The organism is Streptomyces sp. NPDC058246 (assembly GCF_042881985.1).
Classification (GTDB): domain Bacteria; phylum Actinomycetota; class Actinomycetes; order Streptomycetales; family Streptomycetaceae; genus Streptomyces.
The window spans coordinates 401,998-418,716 of the sequence record NZ_JBHVWZ010000001.1 but is presented as its reverse complement, the minus strand read 5'-3'; the positions used below and the strand labels follow the sequence as shown (position 1 = coordinate 418,716).

Annotated in this window: 19 protein-coding genes; 10 read left to right on the top strand and 9 right to left on the bottom strand. The window is 71.8% G+C overall.

Features of this window, described 5'->3' with window-relative positions:
* The first annotated feature begins 49 nt into the window (after nucleotides 1–49).
* Nucleotides 50–1,021, top strand: a complete 972-nt coding sequence (locus ACFVXA_RS01860) for an aminoglycoside phosphotransferase family protein (protein ID WP_383903385.1) — start codon at nucleotides 50–52, stop codon at nucleotides 1,019–1,021.
* A gap of 18 nt (nucleotides 1,022–1,039) precedes the next feature.
* Here ACFVXA_RS01860 and ACFVXA_RS01855 read toward each other — a convergent pair whose 3' ends face one another.
* The gene (locus ACFVXA_RS01855) at nucleotides 1,040–1,882 is read right to left on the bottom strand and encodes a helix-turn-helix transcriptional regulator (RefSeq protein WP_383903382.1); all 843 of its coding nucleotides are present in this window, start codon (nucleotides 1,880–1,882) and stop codon (nucleotides 1,040–1,042) included.
* Between the two features lie 102 nt (nucleotides 1,883–1,984).
* On the opposite strand from ACFVXA_RS01855, the gene ACFVXA_RS01850 reads away from it, so the two are divergent.
* Both ACFVXA_RS01850 and ACFVXA_RS01845 read left to right on the top strand, forming a co-directional pair.
* Nucleotides 1,985–2,692, top strand: a complete 708-nt coding sequence (locus tag ACFVXA_RS01850) for an SDR family NAD(P)-dependent oxidoreductase (protein ID WP_362019632.1) — start codon at nucleotides 1,985–1,987, stop codon at nucleotides 2,690–2,692.
* 94 nt (nucleotides 2,693–2,786) lie between these two features.
* Nucleotides 2,787–3,413 (top strand): alpha-ketoglutarate-dependent dioxygenase AlkB, encoded by a 627-nt coding sequence (locus tag ACFVXA_RS01845; protein ID WP_362019630.1) that lies wholly within the window; start codon nucleotides 2,787–2,789, stop codon nucleotides 3,411–3,413.
* A gap of 57 nt (nucleotides 3,414–3,470) precedes the next feature.
* On the opposite strand, the gene ACFVXA_RS01840 is transcribed toward ACFVXA_RS01845, so the two are convergent.
* From ACFVXA_RS01840 to ACFVXA_RS01830, 3 genes are read right to left on the bottom strand one after another with little or no spacing between them, the layout of a single operon-like run.
* Entirely contained in the window at nucleotides 3,471–4,070 is a 600-nt protein-coding gene (locus ACFVXA_RS01840) for a TetR family transcriptional regulator (protein WP_362019627.1), read from the bottom strand.
* Nucleotides 4,067–5,563, bottom strand: a complete 1,497-nt coding sequence (locus ACFVXA_RS01835) for an MFS transporter (RefSeq protein WP_362019816.1) — start codon at nucleotides 5,561–5,563, stop codon at nucleotides 4,067–4,069. The genes ACFVXA_RS01840 and ACFVXA_RS01835 overlap by 4 nt, the downstream gene beginning before the upstream one ends.
* A 50-nt stretch (nucleotides 5,564–5,613) precedes the next feature.
* On the bottom strand, nucleotides 5,614–6,816 hold the full coding sequence (locus ACFVXA_RS01830; protein ID WP_383903374.1) for an FAD-dependent monooxygenase: 1,203 nt from the start codon (nucleotides 6,814–6,816) through the stop codon (nucleotides 5,614–5,616).
* A 338-nt stretch (nucleotides 6,817–7,154) separates the two neighbouring features.
* On the opposite strand from ACFVXA_RS01830, the gene ACFVXA_RS01825 reads away from it, so the two are divergent.
* The 3 genes from ACFVXA_RS01825 to ACFVXA_RS01815 all read left to right on the top strand — a co-directional run bounded on the left by ACFVXA_RS01825 (nucleotide 7,155) and on the right by ACFVXA_RS01815 (nucleotide 9,147).
* Nucleotides 7,155–7,559 carry a tyrosinase cofactor gene (locus ACFVXA_RS01825; RefSeq protein ID WP_362019622.1) on the top strand — a complete coding sequence of 135 codons (405 nt, stop codon included), beginning with the start codon at nucleotides 7,155–7,157 and terminating at the stop codon, nucleotides 7,557–7,559.
* A gap of 33 nt (nucleotides 7,560–7,592) precedes the next feature.
* Nucleotides 7,593–8,417 carry a tyrosinase family protein gene (locus ACFVXA_RS01820; protein WP_383903372.1) on the top strand — a complete coding sequence of 275 codons (825 nt, stop codon included), beginning with the start codon at nucleotides 7,593–7,595 and terminating at the stop codon, nucleotides 8,415–8,417.
* Nucleotides 8,418–8,529: 112 nt separating this feature from the next.
* Nucleotides 8,530–9,147, top strand: coding sequence for a hypothetical protein (locus ACFVXA_RS01815; protein ID WP_390023535.1), 618 nt, complete (start codon nucleotides 8,530–8,532; stop codon nucleotides 9,145–9,147).
* 12 nt (nucleotides 9,148–9,159) lie between these two features.
* On the opposite strand, the gene ACFVXA_RS01810 is transcribed toward ACFVXA_RS01815, so the two are convergent.
* The 3 genes from ACFVXA_RS01810 to ACFVXA_RS01800 all read right to left on the bottom strand — a co-directional run bounded on the left by ACFVXA_RS01810 (nucleotide 9,160) and on the right by ACFVXA_RS01800 (nucleotide 11,912).
* On the bottom strand, nucleotides 9,160–9,861 hold the full coding sequence (locus tag ACFVXA_RS01810; protein ID WP_390023447.1) for a ribonuclease H: 702 nt from the start codon (nucleotides 9,859–9,861) through the stop codon (nucleotides 9,160–9,162).
* 143 nt (nucleotides 9,862–10,004) lie between these two features.
* Entirely contained in the window at nucleotides 10,005–11,003 is a 999-nt protein-coding gene (locus ACFVXA_RS01805; protein WP_390023445.1) for an ArsR/SmtB family transcription factor, read from the bottom strand.
* A 111-nt stretch (nucleotides 11,004–11,114) separates the two neighbouring features.
* Entirely contained in the window at nucleotides 11,115–11,912 is a 798-nt protein-coding gene (locus tag ACFVXA_RS01800; protein ID WP_389756343.1) for a VOC family protein, read from the bottom strand.
* A gap of 142 nt (nucleotides 11,913–12,054) precedes the next feature.
* On the opposite strand from ACFVXA_RS01800, the gene ACFVXA_RS01795 reads away from it, so the two are divergent.
* From ACFVXA_RS01795 to ACFVXA_RS01785, 3 genes are all read left to right on the top strand, one after another.
* Nucleotides 12,055–13,071, top strand: a complete 1,017-nt coding sequence (locus ACFVXA_RS01795) for a zinc-binding alcohol dehydrogenase family protein (protein ID WP_390023533.1) — start codon at nucleotides 12,055–12,057, stop codon at nucleotides 13,069–13,071.
* A gap of 61 nt (nucleotides 13,072–13,132) precedes the next feature.
* The gene (locus tag ACFVXA_RS01790; protein WP_362019608.1) at nucleotides 13,133–14,359 is read left to right on the top strand and encodes a GAF domain-containing SpoIIE family protein phosphatase; all 1,227 of its coding nucleotides are present in this window, start codon (nucleotides 13,133–13,135) and stop codon (nucleotides 14,357–14,359) included.
* A 277-nt stretch (nucleotides 14,360–14,636) separates the two neighbouring features.
* Nucleotides 14,637–15,578, top strand: a complete 942-nt coding sequence (locus ACFVXA_RS01785; protein WP_390023443.1) for an SGNH/GDSL hydrolase family protein — start codon at nucleotides 14,637–14,639, stop codon at nucleotides 15,576–15,578.
* Nucleotides 15,579–15,685: 107 nt separating this feature from the next.
* On the opposite strand, the gene ACFVXA_RS01780 is transcribed toward ACFVXA_RS01785, so the two are convergent.
* Nucleotides 15,686–15,973 (bottom strand): hypothetical protein, encoded by a 288-nt coding sequence (locus ACFVXA_RS01780; protein ID WP_390023441.1) that lies wholly within the window; start codon nucleotides 15,971–15,973, stop codon nucleotides 15,686–15,688.
* A 10-nt stretch (nucleotides 15,974–15,983) separates the two neighbouring features.
* On the opposite strand from ACFVXA_RS01780, the gene ACFVXA_RS01775 reads away from it, so the two are divergent.
* Nucleotides 15,984–16,127, top strand: coding sequence for a hypothetical protein (locus ACFVXA_RS01775; protein WP_383903362.1), 144 nt, complete (start codon nucleotides 15,984–15,986; stop codon nucleotides 16,125–16,127).
* 60 nt (nucleotides 16,128–16,187) lie between these two features.
* Here ACFVXA_RS01775 and ACFVXA_RS01770 read toward each other — a convergent pair whose 3' ends face one another.
* Complete coding sequence (locus tag ACFVXA_RS01770; protein ID WP_383744723.1) at nucleotides 16,188–16,670, bottom strand: VOC family protein; 483 nt, start codon at nucleotides 16,668–16,670, stop codon at nucleotides 16,188–16,190.
* Nucleotides 16,671–16,719: the final 49 nt, after the last annotated feature.

Below are 16,719 nucleotides of genomic sequence, written 5' to 3'. Positions count from 1 at the left end.
CGCCGCAGGATGGCCGACATCGACCTCCCTCCATCGGAAGCAGGCGTTGATGACCCCAGGCCCGATGCACGCCCACGAGGCGCGGATCGACGACTCACTCGTACGTCGGCTACTGGCTGCCCAGTTCCCGGAGTGGGCCGAACTGCCCCTGAAGCGCGTCGAGTCGGCCGGAACCGTCAACGCCGTCTACCGCCTCGGCGACGACATGGCCGTACGCCTCCCCCGCATCCCTGAGGGCGCCGGCGACGTGGAGAAGGAGTGCGCGTGGCTGCCGAGGCTCGCTCCGCTGCTGCCGCTCCCCGTACCCGAGGTCATCGCCCTCGGCGCGCCCGCGGAGGGGTATCCGTGGCCCTGGGCCGTGCTGCGCTGGCTCGACGGCGAACTCCCCGTGGCCGGTGCCCTCGCCGACGCGGGTGGAATGGCCGTCGGACTCGGCGCGTTCGTCGCCGCGATGCGGCAGGTCGACCTGCCCGGCGGACCACCCGCCTACCGGGGCGCGCCCCTGGTGACCGTGGACACCGTGACGCGTTCCGCGATCGCCGAACTCGACGGCACCATCGACACACCGGCGGCCACGGCGGCCTGGGAGGCGGCGCTGGCGGCGCCGCGCTGGACCGGCCCGCCCGTGTGGCTGCACTCCGACCTGATGCCGATGAATCTCCTCGTCCGCCAGGGCGGCCTCGCGGCCGTCCTCGACTTCGCCACCGTCGGCATCGGTGACCCCGCCTGCGACCTCGTCGCGGCCTGGAACCTCCTCCCGGCCGAGGCGCGGCCCGCCTTCCGGCAGGCCGCCGGCGCCGACGACGCGATGTGGGCACGCGGCCGCGGCTGGGCCCTGTCCATGGCTCTGACGCAACTCCCCTACTACCGCACGACGAACCCCGTGATCGCGGCCAACGCCGCGTATGTGATCCGCGAGGTCCTGGGCGAAGTCGACCAGGGCCTGTCCCGCGGATCATGCCGCAGACGCGGGGCTCGGCACGCCTGCGTCGACAGGCACCGGAGCCGTCCTCCGACCTGATCCGCCGGACAGGACCTGTCAGGACTCCACCAGTGCCTGGGTGCCGAGCACGCCGAGGAGGGCGATGCGTTCGGCGTCCTCCGTGTCGGGCTCTGCCGTGTAGATCATGATGCGCAGGTCACTCCCGGAGACGCTCAGCACATCGCAGTCGAGGGTCACCGGGCCCAGTTGCGGGTGCTCGACGGTCTTGTGCGACGCCTCGTGGCGGCCCACGGCTCCGGAGTCCCACAGTTCGGCGAACCGAACACTGCGCGCGCGCAGTTCGGCGATCAGGCCGCGCAGCCGCTGGTCCGCCGGATACCGGCTCGCGGTCGCCCGCAGATCGGCGACCAGGGCGGCCTCGAACTCACGCCGGACCTCCGGCGACTGGCGGACCCGGCTGTCGGGGCCGACGAAGTTGCGCCACACGCCGTTGCGCTCGTTCCCGCGCCATCCCGAGGGATCGCCCAGCAGCGCCGCGTAGAGCGGGTTGGCCAACAGGAGCGTCCACGCCGCGTCATAGACGGCGACGGGCGTCCCGGTCAGCCGGTCCAGCAGCCGGTGCACGCTGGGAGTGATGTGGGCGGGCACCATGTCCCGTCCGGGCGGCACGAGCCCGGCGACGTGGAAGAGATGTTCGCGCTCGGCCCCGGACAGCCGCAGCGCACGGCCCAGCGCCTCCACGACCTGCTCCGAGGGATGGGACGCCCGGCCCTGTTCGAGGCGCGTGATGTAGTCGACCGAGACCCCCGCCAGCAACGCCAGCTCCTCGCGGCGCAGACCGGCCGCACGCCGGTGACCGCCCGCCGGCAGCCCGGCCGCCTCAGGGGGGACCCGGTCGCGCCAACGCCGTACCGTCCGCCCGAACTCCGTGCTCGCCATACCCCCCACTGTGCACCGCCGCGCGTGGACATGCCTGGTACCGGCAGTCCCAGGAAGACGCGACTCCTGGCCGACCGTACCTTGGGTCCGGAGACTGGAGACATGACTACGACACTGATCACCGGAGCGAACAAGGGTCTCGGCTTCGAGACCGCCCGCCGACTCGTCGAGGCGGGCCACACCGTCTACGTGGGCAGCCGCGACCCCGGGCGCGGGCGGCGCGCCGCCGAACAGCTGGGGGCGCGGCTGGTCGTCCTCGATGTCACCGACGACGCCTCCGTCGCCGCCGCGGCGAAGACCGTCGAGGCCGACGGCGGCCTGGACGTACTGATCAACAACGCCGGCATCGAAGCGCGCGGGGAAGGCAATACCGTCGTCGGCGCCGGCGAGGTGACCGCCGACATGATGCGGGAGGTGTTCGAGACGAACGTCTTCGGCGTGGTGCGCGTCACCCACGCGTTCCTGCCGCTGCTCCAGCGGTCCGCCGCCCCGGTCGTGGTGAACGTGAGCAGCGGTCTGGCCTCGATGGCCCGCGTCACCGACCCCGCGAGCCCGGCCTACGCCTACCCCGGCGTCGCGTATCCGGCGTCGAAGGCCACCGTCAACATGATCACCGCGCAGTACGCGAAGGCGTTCCCGGACATGCGGATCAACGCCGTCGAGCCGGGCTACACCGCCACCGACCTCAACGGCCGTACGGGCACCCAGACCGTCGAGGAGGGCGCCGAGATCATCGTCCGCATGGCGCGGATCGGCCAGGACGGACCCACCGGAGGCTACTTCGACGCGGCCGGGCCTCTCCCCTGGTAGTGCCGACCTGTCAGTTGCCGGCCCTCTCGCCGGGTGAGACGTCACCCACGAGGTGCATGGAACACGTATTCGATTACCGGAGTACGCTGGTCGCATGTCCATGCACCTCCAGGGGTCGCTCTTCGACCAGACCGACGAGCTCCGCCTCAGTCCGCTGCACGGGACGCGCCGCACCGTGCTGGGCGCCGGGGCCTGGATCGACCTGCTGCCCGGCTGGCTCGGCGGGGCCGACGCGCTCTTCGCGCGGCTCGCCGCCGAGGTGCCGTGGCGGGCGGAGCGACGGCAGATGTACGAGCACGTGGTGGACGTACCGCGGCTGCTCGCCTACTACCGCGCGGACGACCCGCTGCCGCACCCGGTCCTCGACGAGGCCCGGGACGCGCTGTCCGCGCACTACGCCACCGAACTCGGCGAACCGTTCACGACGGCCGGGCTCTGCTACTACCGGGACGGCCGGGACAGTGTGGCCTGGCACGGGGACAGGATCGGCCGGGGCGCACGCGAGAACACCATGGTCGCGATCCTGTCCGTGGGCGCCCCCCGCGATCTGCTGCTGCGGCCCCGCGGTGGCGGGGACACCGTGCGGCGGCCGCTCGGCCACGGCGACCTGATCGTGATGGGCGGCTCCTGCCAGCGCACCTGGGAGCACGCCATCCCGAAGTCGGCGCGGGCGGCGGGCCCCCGGATCAGCATCCAGTTCCGGCCGCAAGGGGTGAACTGAGTCCCGTGGTGCAGGCCCTGCCCCGGCCGGCCTGCACCAAGGCCTGCCCCAGGGCTGTCACGGCGTGAGCTGGTTCTGTACCGACGGGGCGTACCGGTCGACGATGTCGTCGACCGTGGTGGCGCGCAGATGGGTGCCGCGGGCGATGCCGTACATGACGCCGAGGCCGAGCAGGGTGCTGACGGCGAGTTCGGCGCGCAGGCCCGCGTCGGGTCCGTCAAGGCGTTCGGCGAGCCGGTCGCTGACCTGAGTGCGGAAGTTGGCGCGCAGTATGTCGCCCTGTTCGCCCTGGAGCGGCGCGAAGACGATCCGCAGGACGGGGTCGGCGCCGCGCTCGGTCTGCCCGACGAGCAGATGGCGCACCATGTGACGGCCGAGGTCCTCCAGCGGCGCGTCCAGCAGGGCCTCGGCGTCGGACTCGAAGGACATGACCCGCGCGAACAGCGCGTCCTTGTTGCCGAAGTACTTCAGGATCAGCGGCGCGCTCACCCCGGCGCGGTCGGCGACCGCCTTGAGCGTGATGTCCGCGTGGGCGTGCCGGGCCAGGAGGTGGCGGGCGGCGCGCAGGATGGCCGCCTTCGTCGCCTCGGCGTCGCGGCGGGGCGGTGCGGCGGCGGGGGCCGTGAGACCGGGGTGCGGGGTGGTCACGCTGTTCATGCTCCTTCGAGGGCCTCGTCGCGGGGCGCTTCCGTACGGCCGCGGGCGCGCCCGGTTTCGCGTGCGCCGGGGTCGGTGGGTATCGCGAGGGCGGCCGCGCAGGCCACCAGTGCGACCGTACCCGCCATGACGAAGGCCAGCAGATAGCCGTGCAACGTGGGCACCGCGGCGCCGCCGAGGAGGCTCGTGTGGTGGACCAGCACGGCGGCGACCGCGGCGCTGCACACGGCCTGCCCGATGGTGCGCATCAGGACGTTGACGCCGTTGGCGGACGCGGTCTGCCCGGCGGGTACGGCGCGCAGGATCAGCGTGGGCAGGGCGGAGTAGGCCAGGGTGGTGCCCGTCGCGCAGACCGTGGCACCCAGAATGATCAGCCACAGGTGGCGGCTGTCCAGGATGCGTATGCCATAGCCGAAGGCGATGACCGCCGTGCCGAGGGCCAGCGTGACGCGGGGGCCGCGGGCCGCCGATATGCGCGCCGAGACGGGCGAGAACAGCAGCATGGTCACACCGCCGGGCAGCAGGCACAGGCCGGTCGCGACGATGGACAGCCCGAGCCCGTACCCGGTCTCCTTGGGGGCCTGCACGAGTTGTGCCGTCACCAGCGAGTTGCCATAGAAGGCGAAGCCGGTCAGCAGCGCGGCGAGGTGCGGCAGGGCGACCCGCGGGCGGGCGGCCAACTTCAGGTCGACCAGCGGGCGTTCGGCGCGCCGCTGCTGCACCCACCACAGGGCCATGATGACCACGCACGCCGCGAACAGGCCCAGGATCCGGGGGCTGCCCCAGCCCCACTGACCGCCCTGCGACACTCCGAGCAACAGACAGACCAGACCCGCGGCCAGGCCCAGCGCGCCCACGGTGTCGAAGCGGCCCGGCTCGCGGACGGGCGACTCGCGCACCGCCCACCAGGCCAGCGCGAGTCCGGCGGCGCCGAGGGCCGTGGTCGCCCAGAACATGACGTGCCAGTTGGCGTACTGGACGATCAGCGCGGCGAGCGGCAGCCCCAGAGCGGCACCGATGCCGACGGTGGAGCTCATCAGCGCCACGGCCGAACCCGTGCGCTCCGGCGGCAGTTCGTCCCGCAGGATGCTGATCGACAGCGGTACGACGGCGGCCGCCGCGCCCTGCAGGGCGCGCGCCACGATGAGCACGCGGATGTCGGAGGTGAGCGCGCACATGAGCGAGCCGACCGTCATCATCGCCAGGGCCATCAGCAGCACGCGCCGCTTGCCGTACATGTCACCGGCCCGGCCGAGCACGGGCGTGAGCACCGCTCCCGAGAGCAGCGTCGCCGTCACCATCCAGGAGACGGCGCCCGCCGAGGCCCCGGTGAGTCGCGGCAGGTCGGGCAGCAGGGGCACCACCACGGTCTGCATGACCGCCATGAGGATCCCGCCGAACGCCAGGACAGGGATCGTCAGTCGGTCACGCAAGCCCACGATGGACACTCCAGGAGTCGGCACGAAAAAATTAGGTGAATGATGATTCACCATACCGGTGAATCGCAATTCACCCCAACGTGTCATCCGCTCCTCGTGAGCGACTAGCGGCTGGAACGGGCCTGTACCGTGCGCGCAAGGCGCGGCCCCAGCCACCGCTTGAACCGGCGCAGCGGCTCCAGCTGTCCGGCCGCGCGGTCGATCCGGTAGTACAGCTGCGGCGGGATGTACGGGAGCAGCGGCGAGTGCCGCTGTCCGAGCAGGGCGAACATCTGCGCCGGTGGGAGCCGGATGTAGCGCGGGAGGTTCTCGTACCACTGGGCGCTGTGCCGGGCGGCGCTCTGGACCGACAGGAGCGCGGCCTTTCGGTCCCGCTCGTAGTGGGTGAGAGCGGATTCGAGCTCCTGGTGCGCGCGCAGCGATCCGGCCAGGGAGAGGGCGTCCTCGAGCGCGAGCGTGGTGCCCGCGCCGATCGAGTAGTGGGTGGTGTGGGCGGCGTCGCCGATCAGGACGAGGTTGCCGCGGTGCCAGGTCCGGTTGGTCAGGGTGCGGAAATTGAGCCACTGGGCACTGCCGTCGGCCTGCGCCCGGCCGATCAGCCCGTGCCCGTCCAGCAGGTCGGCGAAGAGCTTCTCCAGCAGGGCCAGCCCGTCGGCCTCGTTCGCCCGGTCGAGTCCGAGGCCGGTCCAGGTCTCCGGGGAGCATTCGACGACACAGGTGCTGTGGTCCTCGCTGAACCCGTAGGCGTAACACCAGATCCAGCCGTGGTCCGTCTCCACGAAGGAGAAGGTGAAGGCGTCGAAGACCTTCGTCGTACCGAGCCAGATGTAGATGTTGCGGCCCAGCGTGATCTCGCTCCCGAAGTGGGTGGCATGGCGCTCGCGCAGCGCGCTGTTGACCCCGTCGCCGGCGACCACGAGGTCGGCGTCGGGCAGCCGGTCGGCGGTGATCCCGTGCTCGAACTCGACGCGTACACCGAGCGACGCGGCGCGCTCGGCGAGCAGGTCGAGCATGCGGCGGCGGCCGATGCCGAATCCCTCGTCGCCGTGGTGCACCGTCGTTCGGTCGCCCACGTGGGCGACTCCGTCGCTCCAGCGGACCGAGTTCTCGCCGACGGCGAGCGCGGACTCGGGGTCGCCCTCGCGGAGTTCGTCGAGCAGGCCCGCCCAGTACGTCACTCCCCAGCCGTAGGTGGATCCGGCCGGATTCCGCTCGTAGACGGCGATGTCGTGGGACGGGTCCTGGCGCTTCATCAGGATCGAGAAGTACAGGTTCGCGGGCCCGCCGCCGACGCACGCGATCTTCACGCGCACTCCCCTTTGTTGCACAAAGCGGTTGATTGGTGACGAAGAGTAGCAGGAGCTGTCACCTGCGGAGTTCACGTCATATCGCGGACGTGAGCCGCGCCACTCCCCACGGGCCGCCCCGGCAAGATCATCGGCGGCAGGCCGTCCAGCAGGAGGAATTTCCCCTTCCAACGGCCCGCGGGGACCTCGCACGGAAAGATCATCTTCGTTCAACCTTGCACGACATGTACTTGATTGTCCTGATCGCAGCCAACCGACATTCGGCGATTTCTCCCGCTCTTTGATGACCCGATAGGCATACCGGGTCGTCAACAGAGCTGATCACTGGAGGTCTCCGCATGCCGGAACTCACTCGTCGCCGCGCCCTCGGGGCCGCGGCCGCGCTGACCGCCGCGGCCGGTGCCCAGGCCGTCACGGCAACCGCCGTGTCCGCCGTACCGAGGGTGTCGCCCGCGCCCGGGCTGTCGGCCGCCGAGCACCACCACGGCGGCCCGGCAGCCTTCGACGAGGTCTACCGGGGCCGCCGCATAGAGGGCCGCCCCATGACAGGGGGCGGTCACCACCACGGCGCCGGATACGCCGTGTTCATCGACGGCGTGGAACTGCACGTGATGCAGAACGCCGACAGCAGCTGGATCAGCGTCGTCAGCCACTACGACCCCGTACCCACCCCGCGCGCCGCCGCCCGCGCCGCGGTCGTGGAGCTGCAGGGGGCCCCACTTGTCCCCTTCGACGCCAACTGACCAACCCCGCAAGCAGATCGTGGAGTCCCGCACATGACCGTACGCAAGAACCAGGCGAGCCTGACCGCCGACGAGAAGCGGCGTTTCGTCGACGCACTCGTGCAGCTCAAGCGCAGTGGCCGGTACGACGCCTTCGTCACGACGCACAACGCCTTCATCATGGGTGACACGGACAACGGCGAGCGGACGGGCCACCGTTCACCGTCGTTCCTGCCCTGGCACCGCAGATTCCTCCTCGAGTTCGAGCAGGCACTGCAGAGCGTCGACTCCTCCGTCGCCCTGCCGTACTGGGACTGGAGCACCGACCGCACCACGCGTTCGTCGCTGTGGGCGCCCGACTTCCTCGGCGGCACCGGGCGCAGCCTGGACGGCCGGGTGATGGACGGCCCGTTCGCGGCCTCGTCGGGCAACTGGCCGGTCAATGTGCGTGTGGACAGCCGTACTTACCTGCGCCGGTCCCTCGGCAGCGGCACCCGCGAGCTGCCGACCCCCGCCGAGGTGGAGTCCGTGCTCGCCATGACGACGTACGACATGGCGCCCTGGAACAGTTCCTCGGACGGCTTCCGCAATCACCTGGAAGGCTGGCGGGGTGTCAATCTGCACAACCGGGTCCACGTCTGGGTGGGCGGCCAGATGGCCACCGGCGTCTCCCCCAACGACCCGGTCTTCTGGCTCCACCACGCCTACATAGACAAGCTGTGGGCCGACTGGCAGCGCCGCCACCCCGGCTCCGGCTATCTGCCGCTCGCCGGCACCCCCGACGTCGTCGACCTCAACGACACGATGAAGCCGTGGAACAACGTGCGGCCCGCGGATCTGCTGGACCACACCGCGTACTACACGTTCGACACCGCCTGATCACGACCTTTTTGCGCAGGCCCCCCAGGTTCCGCACGCCAGGAGCCCCGGAGCCTGAGCAAAAGGAGCGGCGCATGTCCGCGCCGGTCGGCAGGATGAGGGCGTGCTGATCATGGACGCCGTACTGGAGACCTACGAAGCCGCCGACTTCGCCCTGTGGCCCACCGCGGGCCGGCCCGCGGACCGCTTGCTCGTCCTCTCCGGCGACCTGTCGCCGCTCGAGGTCGGTACCGCGATGGCGGTGCTGTCCGGCTACAACACGACACACGAACGCCATGACCCCGGCCCCGAGGAGGACGCCGCGTTGCTGCGCCGCCTGGTGTCGGTCGAGTCCGTCACCGCCCCGGGCGGTCTGCGGCTGCGCGACGCCGCTACGGGAGTCACCGTGGCGCCGGGGTGCTGCTTCGGTCTCGAGAACTGGCGGGACTGGCTGCATCTGCTGGACGGCGAAACACCCTGGCTCGGCCACGATCCGACGCCGGGTGTCGAACACCGCGGAGGGCTCGTCCGGCTGTGGCCGGACGCGGAACGCCCGGCAGGCCCGCCGATCGAGCTGCCCCTGAGCGAACTGCCCAGGCTGCTCGGCTCGGTGCGGAGCACGCTGGCCGGGTTCCTTGGCCTCGTCGAGCGGTGGGCGGCAGAGGACTTCCCCTCCGCCCTCGCCGCTCAGCTCGTCGCGAAGCTGCGTGCGGACCTGGCCGTCAGTGCGTCTCCGGCAGAGGGCTCCTGACGAGCGGGGCGGTTACGCGTTGCTCGTCTCGACGGTCCGGCAGTCGGGGTGCCCCCAGCCCTGGCCGTTCTTGGCGATGGGCTCGCCCGCGGCGTACACGCGGCCGCAGACGCAGCGGCCGGAGAACTTCGCCTTGATCGTGCGACTCGACGTGCTCTGGCGCGCGGCGGTCTTGGCGGGGGCGCGGCGGCGGGCCGGCGCCGGGGTGTCGGGAGACGCCGGCGGCTCCGGGGACCCGAGGTCGCTGCCCGCGGGCTGCTGGACGATGGCCGCCTGGCTCGCGGCGCGGTCGGCGAAGTCGTTGAGGCGGTCGCCGTCGACCTGGTGGGCGGGGACGTAGCGGAACTCCACGGTCCGGCCGGTGAGGAGTTCGTCGATACGGACGACCAGTTCCTGGTTGGCGACGGGCTTCCCGGCGGCCGTCTTCCAGCCCTTGCGCTTCCAGCCCGGCAGCCAGGTCGTGACGGCCTTCATCGCGTACTGGGAGTCCATCCGGATCTCCAGCGGCACCTCCGGCGCGATCGCCGTCAACAGGCGTTCCAGCGCGGTCAGTTCGGCGACGTTGTTGGTCGCCGTGCCCAGCGGGCCGGCCTCCCAGCGGGTGGGGGTCTCGTCCCCGTCGGCGACGACCCAGGCCCATCCGGCGGGTCCCGGGTTTCCCTTCGAGGCCCCGTCACAGGCGGCCACAACGCGTTCAGGCATGACCCCGATCATGCCACGCCCGGGCTGGGCCCTGTCCGGCGGATCACGTGCGTGGGTCCTGGCCCGGTGCGGCGAGAGTGCGAGCGTGGCGTCGCGGAGGCAGGCGGGAAGGTGACGACAAGGCCTCGTGCCGGGGGTGCGGGCTCACCTGAGGCTCACCTGGCCCCGGAGAAGCTGCCCGTGCTCAGCAGCCGCAGGCCCAGCGGGGTCGCCGTATGCAGGACGTACCTGCCGTCACGATGGCTGGCCACCAGTCCCCCGTCGCGCAGCACACCGATCTGGTAGCTGACGCTGGGCAGCGCGATCCCCACCGCCTCGGCCACCTCGGAGGTGGTGCGCGCCTCGCGGCCCGCCACCTCGGTCAGTACCGCGGTCCTGGTACGGCCCAGCAGGCGTTCGACCCCGTCGTCCGTGCCGCGCGCGAAGGCGAGGGGCGCCTTCTCCACCGGGTAGACGAGCACCGGGTCGAGGCCTGGGTCCGCCAGCGCGGTCGGCCGCCGCCAGCAGAAGAAGGACGGGACGAGGAGCAGGCCGCGCCCCTCCAGATACAGGTCGCGCTCGGTGGGGTAGTCCACTTCGAGCACGGGCGCCTTCCAGCGGGCCAGCGGGCGCAGTCCGTCGAGCAGCGCCCGGGTGCCACCGTCGAGGAGGGCACGGGAACGCAGGTCGACATCGTTGCCGACCGCCGTGCGGATGTGCGGCCAGTGTGGTTCGACGAGGGCGCGGAAGGAGATTCCCAGGGCGGCCGCCAGCGACGTGAGCGCGTCGCTGCCGGGCCTGCCCAGCGAGGTCGTCCAGTTCGGCAGCGGGCGCGACTCTGCCAGCCGCGTCAGCTCGTGGACCAGCCGAGCGCGAGGGGTGCGCCGCACCTGGTCGAGGCCGGCCGGCAGGCCGCCGCCCGTCACGGGCGGCGTGAGGAAGTCCGGGATGTAGCCGGCCGCGGGGATCAGGGCCCGCAGCGGGCTCAGCGCGCGGACCGCGACCGGGTCCTTGGAGAGCCGCTCCTTGGCCGCGCGCCTCCATGGCCCGAAGTCGAGCGGTCCCTGGCCGGTCTCCAACCGGCGGACGCCGCAGATCAGTTCCCACAGCGGGTCCGGTTGCCGGGCAATACGAATGTTCTGCAGATCGTGCGAGGTGAAGTGAATGCGGAGCATGCCGTCTCTTTCGCTCGCCGTCCTGGTGGGGAGTCCGGCCACCCGTAGGTGCCGCGGCCACAAGAAGGGACGAGCTCCGCATCCCGGCGGTTGCCCTCGCGAGGGAATGCCTCAGGACACGTCGGTCATCCTGGGCATGTCCCCCTGGGTCGTCCCCATGTCGAGAACGGAGAAGGACGCGCCCTGCGGATCGCTCAGCGCCGCGAACCGTCCGAACGGGCTGTCCATCGGCCCGAAGCGCAGAATCCCGCCACGTTCCGTCGCCTTCGCCACCGCCGCGTCGCAGTCGTCGACCGTGAAGTACACGTTGATGTACGGCGGTACCTCGGGCGGGAAGTCGTCCGTCATCTTCATCCGGCCCAGGACCGCCTTCTCGCCCAGGCTGAAGATCCTGAAGTCGACGGCGTCGTCCTCGACCTGCTGGGCGGTGTACCGGAAGACGGCGGGGAAGAACGCGTCGGACTTCTCGGGGTCGCGGGTGAAGACCTCGGCCCAGGCGTACGCGCCGGGCACGGCCGTCGCCTCGAAGCCCTCGTGGATGCCCGCCTGCCAGACACCGAAGACGGCGCCGCCGGGGTCCCGGGCCAGCGCCATGGTGCCGAACTCGCCGACCTGCATCGGTTCCATCAGCACCTCCCCACCGTTGTCCTTGATCGCCGTCGCGGTCGCGGCGGCGTCGGGCGAGGCGAAGTACAGGCACCAGGCGGACTGGCCCTCCTGCCCGGTCATCGGCGGGACGACGGCGGCCACCGCCTTTCCGTCCGCGTACGCCTGCGTGTAGTTGCCGAAAGCGGAGGACGACTCGCCGAACGTCCAGCCGAGCACGTCACCGTAGAAAGTCTTGGCCCCTTCGACATCACTGAACATCGCGTCCGCCCAACAGGGCGTTCCTTCAGGCTGTACGGCCATGACGTCGACCTTCCCCGGCTCGGTGAACGGCTTCCACTGTCACGCTAGCCAGCCCGCCGCCGGGCCGCGCGCCGAGCGGAGCTCCCTGCACGACACTGGAGAGCGGGCACAGCTGGTCGTCGAGGGGACGGGGCACCGGATGATGCACGCGTGGGAAGTGGCCCGGCCCGGGCCGATCGAAGGGGACCCGCTGCGCTTCGTCGAGAAGCCGGTGCCGGCTCCGGGGCCCGACGAGTTGCTGGTGCACGTCCGCGCCTGCGGGGTGTGCCGAACCGATCTGCACGTCAGCGAGGGCGACCTGCCCGTGCGCCGGTCCGGGGTGACGCCCGGGCACGAGGTCGTCGGCGTGGTCGCGGGGAGCGGCGAGGACGCGCGCGGCTTCGCCCTCGGCGACCGGGTGGGCGTCGCCTGGCTGCGCCGTACGGACGGCACATGCCGGTACTGCGCGCGCGGGGCCGAGAACCTCTGTCCGGCGTCCGCGTACACCGGTTGGGACGCCGACGGCGGCTACGCGGAGTACACGACCGTTCCGGCCGCCTTCGCCTACCGGCTGCCCGGCGACCTGGACGACGTCGCCCTGGCCCCGCTGCTCTGCGCGGGCATCATCGGCTACCGCGCGCTGCTGAGGGCCGCGCTGCCGCCGGGCGGGCGGCTCGGCCTGTACGGCTTCGGCGGCAGCGCCCATCTGTGCGCGCAGCTCGCCGTCGCCGAGGGCGCCACCGTGCACGTACTGACCCGCGACCCGGCCGCGCGGCGGCTGGCGCTGGACCTGGGGGCCGCGTCCGCGCGCGGGGCGTACGACGCGCCGCCCGAGCCCCTGGACAGCGCGATCCTGTTCGCGCCGGTCGGCGACCTGGTCCCGGTCGCCCTGCGGGCGCTGGACCGCGGCGGGATCCTGTCCGTCGCCGGGATCCATCTGAGCGACACCCCGCCGCTGCGCTACGAGCGCGAACTCTTCTACGAGAAGGAGCTGCGGAGCGTCACCTCCAACACGCGCGCGGACGGCCGCGACTTCCTGGCGCTCGCGGCGCGACACGGCGTGCGGGCCACGACGCACACCTACCCGCTGTCCGAGGCGCAGCGGGCCCTGAAGGATCTGAAGGCGGGCTCCTTCGACGGGGCGGCCGTCCTGGTGAACGACGTCGCGCCACGGAACTGAGCATGCGGACCCGCCGTCCACGTGCGTGGATGGTCAAAGGAGGGCGGGGCGTGGAGGTGGCATGACAGGCCGAGGCGGTGAGGACCCTGCGGACGCGCGGACGCCGTTCGACGTCATCGGGGACGCCGTCGAGTCGATCGGCACCACGTTGGACGAGCGGAACACGTGTACCGAGCTCGCCGCGTTCGTGTGCCGGCACTTCTGCGACGCCGCGGCGGTCGACCTGCTGCCCACGGACGCCCCGGCCGACCGGCCCACAGCCGGTCCCGACCTGGCGCGCGTCGCCACGGCGGGCCGCACCGAACTGCTGACGCCGTGGCCACCGTACGGTGCGCGGCCGCTGTCGGTGCGGGCCCTGGACGAGGGACATCCCATCAGCGCCTCGATCGACCTGTCGGGCCGGGTCCCGCGGCAGGTCATGACCGTGCCGCTGCTCGCGCACGGACGGCTGTACGGGGTGCTCCTTGCGGTCCGGCAGGGGCCCTCCTTCACCGATCTGGACACCGCCGGCACGCACTACGCGGCACGCCTCGCGGCCGTCCACCTCGGCCACTCACGCCAGCACAACGCCGTGCGCACCACGGTCCTCGACCTTCAGCGGGCGCTGCTGTCGGAGCCGGGACGGCCGCATCCCAACCTCGACCTGGCCACCCGTTATCTGCCGGCCGGGGGCAGCACCCTGGTGGGCGGGGACTGGTTCGAGACCGTACGACTGCACTTCGGGCGCACCCTGCTCGTCGTGGGCGATGTCATGGGGCACGGCCTGGAGGCGGCGGTGGACATGAACGCGTACCGCTCGATGCTGCGCTACGTCGCCTCCACGGATCTGCCGCCGCACCGGGTGCTGCGCCGGTTGGACGCCGCGGTCGCCGAGGACGGCAGCAGGCGCCCGGCCACCTGCCTGCTCGTCCAGGTCGACCCGGCCCGCGGCACCGCGGCTCTGTCCGGCGCCGGGCATCTGCCTCCGGTGGTGTTCGCCGGCGACGGCTCCGGAGAGCTGCTGCGTCTGCCGGTCGGTCCCCCGCTCGGCACCGGGGTCGGCGGCTACGAGCAGGTCACGCGTGCGCTCTCGCCCGAGGACACCCTGGTGATGTTCACCGACGGTCTGGTGGAGCGCCGCGGGGAGGACATCGACGAGTCGCTCGCCCGGCTCGCCGGACTGCGGGTGCCGTCGGCTGCGAACGTCGACGACCTCCTCGACGAGGTTCTGCTCAAACTCGACGCCCGCCACGCGGAGGACGACGTGGCCGTACTGGTCGCCCGTATCCACCGTCGGCACACGACGTGAGTCGGCAGTCGACGTGAGGCTCGCGGTGCGCAGGTGATCACGGCCGGTCCCTGGCGCTGCGCGTGGATCGCCCGTTGACCCGCCGAGCCGGGTTACCCGGCGTCACCCCGCGCTGGGTCGCGCGCGCTGCCGGGTGGTGCGGGATGTGTCCTCACCTCGCGGCGGGCCCGGCCCGGTCGGCCGGAGGGGCTCCGCCTGGCCGACGCATGTCTTCCCCCTTCCGCCGCCCTGTGCTTGCCTGGGGAGCTCTTTCGGTGGGCGGGGCGGGAGTTGTCGTATGCGAAAGCCGTGGATCGTGGGGGCGCTGTTGGCCGGTCTGCTGCTCGGCGCGTGCGGTGATCCGGCGTCGGGCCCGCAGGCGCCGCCGGCGCCCCCGGCGGTGCCGGGCGCCTCGCAGTCCCCGCCCGCGACCACGCACCAGGGCGCCGCCGTCTCCCCCGATTCCGGGGATTCCCGGTCTGCGAGCGCTACGGCGAAGGCGGCGCCCTCGGTCCTCTACCTCGGGGACTCCCTCGCCATGGAGAACCAGGTGGTGCTCGGCGGACTCCTCCGCGACCGGCTGCACGCCCGCTACACGAGCGCCCCCTATTCGGGCACCACCCTGTGCGACTACCTGGAAGGCACCACCGACAGGTCCCTCGTCCCGGCCGCGGACAAGGCGGCCGCCCTGGTGCGCTCGCTGCGCCCGGACTTCGTCGTCCTGCAGTTCTGGGGCAACTCCTGGGGCTACACGCCCTGCATGGACGGCATCACGTACGACAAGGCGCGCGCCACCTACTTCAAGCGCTACGAAGCCGACATGGACCGGCTGACCGACCAGATCACGCGGGCGGGCGGTGCCCAGCGCCCCCGGATCATCTGGCTCCTCCAAGGCCCCGACCCGATCACCCCCGCTCGCGTCCAGACCGTGAACAGCCTGTACGAGAAGCGTGCCCGGGCCTCCGGCGACCTCCTGGCCGACGCCGGCCGGACGGTCAGCCCGGCATCCGCCCGCTACACCTGGTCCCAGTACCTGCCCTGCACCGCGTACGAGCGCGATCACCCCCAGTACTGCACCCAGCCCACCCGCGACCGCACCGCAGTCCACCGGGACGACGACTACCTGCACTTCTGTCTGGCCCCGACCACATCCACGCCCAAGCCGTGCCCGGTCCGCTCACCCGGGATCCTGCGCATAGCGCGGGAGATCACCCGCGTGATCGCCGACCACGTCCACTGACGGCCGGCGGACCACCACCGCGGCGGCTCACGTCACCGGATCAGCCGGGCACCCAGCATCGGGAGCAGTCGGTCCGTCAGCACGCGGTGGGCCGGTTCGGAGGAGAGCTACAGGAGCTTGTGGCGCGTGCCGTCGACCATGGTGACCGTGAGACCCGACGTGGTGACACCGCTGTGCAGGCGCGCGCTGTCGATCCCGTCGAAGGGGATGATCTTGTTGGTGCGGTGTGCCGCGAGGACGGCGGTGGGGTCGAAGCCGACGGCGTGGCCCGGACTCGGCGTCCACAGCGAGGATCCGAAGGAGTTCGCCACGGAGTCCATCAGCCCGCTGCGTACACGGACCAGACCGGTCGGCAGCAGCCACAGCACGCTTGCCCGGCTGCTGCGCGGCCGCACCACGTTCGTCGTGGCGCACCGGCTGTCCACGATCCGGGGCGCGGACCGCATCGTCGGGATGGGCGACGGGGCGATCCGGGAGGTCGACTCGCACGAGGAGCTGCTGCGGCGCGCCGGCGCGTACACGGCGCTGCACGGCGGTCAGCTCGCCTGATCCGTCCGGGGAGCTCCCTCATCGGGGGGGCTCCCCGGACGTCCGGTCCGCGCCGGTCCGCTACTCGCCCGCGTACACCTTCTCCAGGGCGACGATGTCCAGCTTGGACATCTGCATCATCGCCTGGGTGGTGCGGCCGGCCTTCTCCGGGTCCGGGTCGCCGATCAGGTCGATGAGCCGGCTCGGGACGACCTGCCAGGACAGGCCGTACTTGTCCTTGAGCCAGCCGCAGGGGCCCGCCTCGCCGCCGTCGTCGATGAACTTGTTCCAGTAGTGGTCCACCTCTTCCTGGTCGTCGCAGTGGATCTGGAACGAGATGGCCTCGTCGAACGTGAACTGCGGGCCTCCGTTCAGCGCGACGAACTTCTGTCCGTTGGCCACGAACTCGGCGGCCAGCACGGAACCGGCGGGGCCGGGCCCGGACTCCGTGTAGCGGCCGATCCTGCCGAGCTTGGAGTTCTTGAAGATCGAGACGTAGTAATGCGCGGCTTCTTCGGCCTGGCCGTCGAACCACAGACACGTGGTGAATCCATCGGCGGGCATGCGTACCTCCTCGGGCGGGAAACGTCGTCACCACTGTCGACCGTTCGTC

Excerpts from the sequence above, each read along its gene's own strand:
- ACFVXA_RS01770 (WP_383744723.1), bottom strand. The coding sequence starts at position 16,670 with ATGCCCGCCGATGGATTCACCACGTGTCTGTGGTTCGACGGCCAGGCC.
- ACFVXA_RS01835 (WP_362019816.1), bottom strand. The coding sequence starts at position 5,563 with ATGGTGAATCATCATTCACCTAATTTTTTCGTGCCGACTCCTGGAGTG.
- ACFVXA_RS01800 (WP_389756343.1), bottom strand. The coding sequence starts at position 11,912 with ATGGCCGTACAGCCTGAAGGAACGCCCTGTTGGGCGGACGCGATGTTC.
- ACFVXA_RS01805 (WP_390023445.1), bottom strand. The coding sequence starts at position 11,003 with ATGCTCCGCATTCACTTCACCTCGCACGATCTGCAGAACATTCGTATT.
- ACFVXA_RS01860 (WP_383903385.1), top strand. The coding sequence starts at position 50 with ATGACCCCAGGCCCGATGCACGCCCACGAGGCGCGGATCGACGACTCA.
- ACFVXA_RS01825 (WP_362019622.1), top strand. The coding sequence starts at position 7,155 with ATGCCGGAACTCACTCGTCGCCGCGCCCTCGGGGCCGCGGCCGCGCTG.
- ACFVXA_RS01785 (WP_390023443.1), top strand. The coding sequence starts at position 14,637 with ATGCGAAAGCCGTGGATCGTGGGGGCGCTGTTGGCCGGTCTGCTGCTC.
- ACFVXA_RS01810 (WP_390023447.1), bottom strand. The coding sequence starts at position 9,861 with ATGATCGGGGTCATGCCTGAACGCGTTGTGGCCGCCTGTGACGGGGCC.
- ACFVXA_RS01795 (WP_390023533.1), top strand. The coding sequence starts at position 12,055 with ATGCACGCGTGGGAAGTGGCCCGGCCCGGGCCGATCGAAGGGGACCCG.
- ACFVXA_RS01845 (WP_362019630.1), top strand. The coding sequence starts at position 2,787 with ATGTCCATGCACCTCCAGGGGTCGCTCTTCGACCAGACCGACGAGCTC.
- ACFVXA_RS01790 (WP_362019608.1), top strand. The coding sequence starts at position 13,133 with ATGACAGGCCGAGGCGGTGAGGACCCTGCGGACGCGCGGACGCCGTTC.
- ACFVXA_RS01840 (WP_362019627.1), bottom strand. The coding sequence starts at position 4,070 with ATGAACAGCGTGACCACCCCGCACCCCGGTCTCACGGCCCCCGCCGCC.
- ACFVXA_RS01815 (WP_390023535.1), top strand. The coding sequence starts at position 8,530 with ATGGACGCCGTACTGGAGACCTACGAAGCCGCCGACTTCGCCCTGTGG.
- ACFVXA_RS01820 (WP_383903372.1), top strand. The coding sequence starts at position 7,593 with ATGACCGTACGCAAGAACCAGGCGAGCCTGACCGCCGACGAGAAGCGG.
- ACFVXA_RS01855 (WP_383903382.1), bottom strand. The coding sequence starts at position 1,882 with ATGGCGAGCACGGAGTTCGGGCGGACGGTACGGCGTTGGCGCGACCGG.
- ACFVXA_RS01850 (WP_362019632.1), top strand. The coding sequence starts at position 1,985 with ATGACTACGACACTGATCACCGGAGCGAACAAGGGTCTCGGCTTCGAG.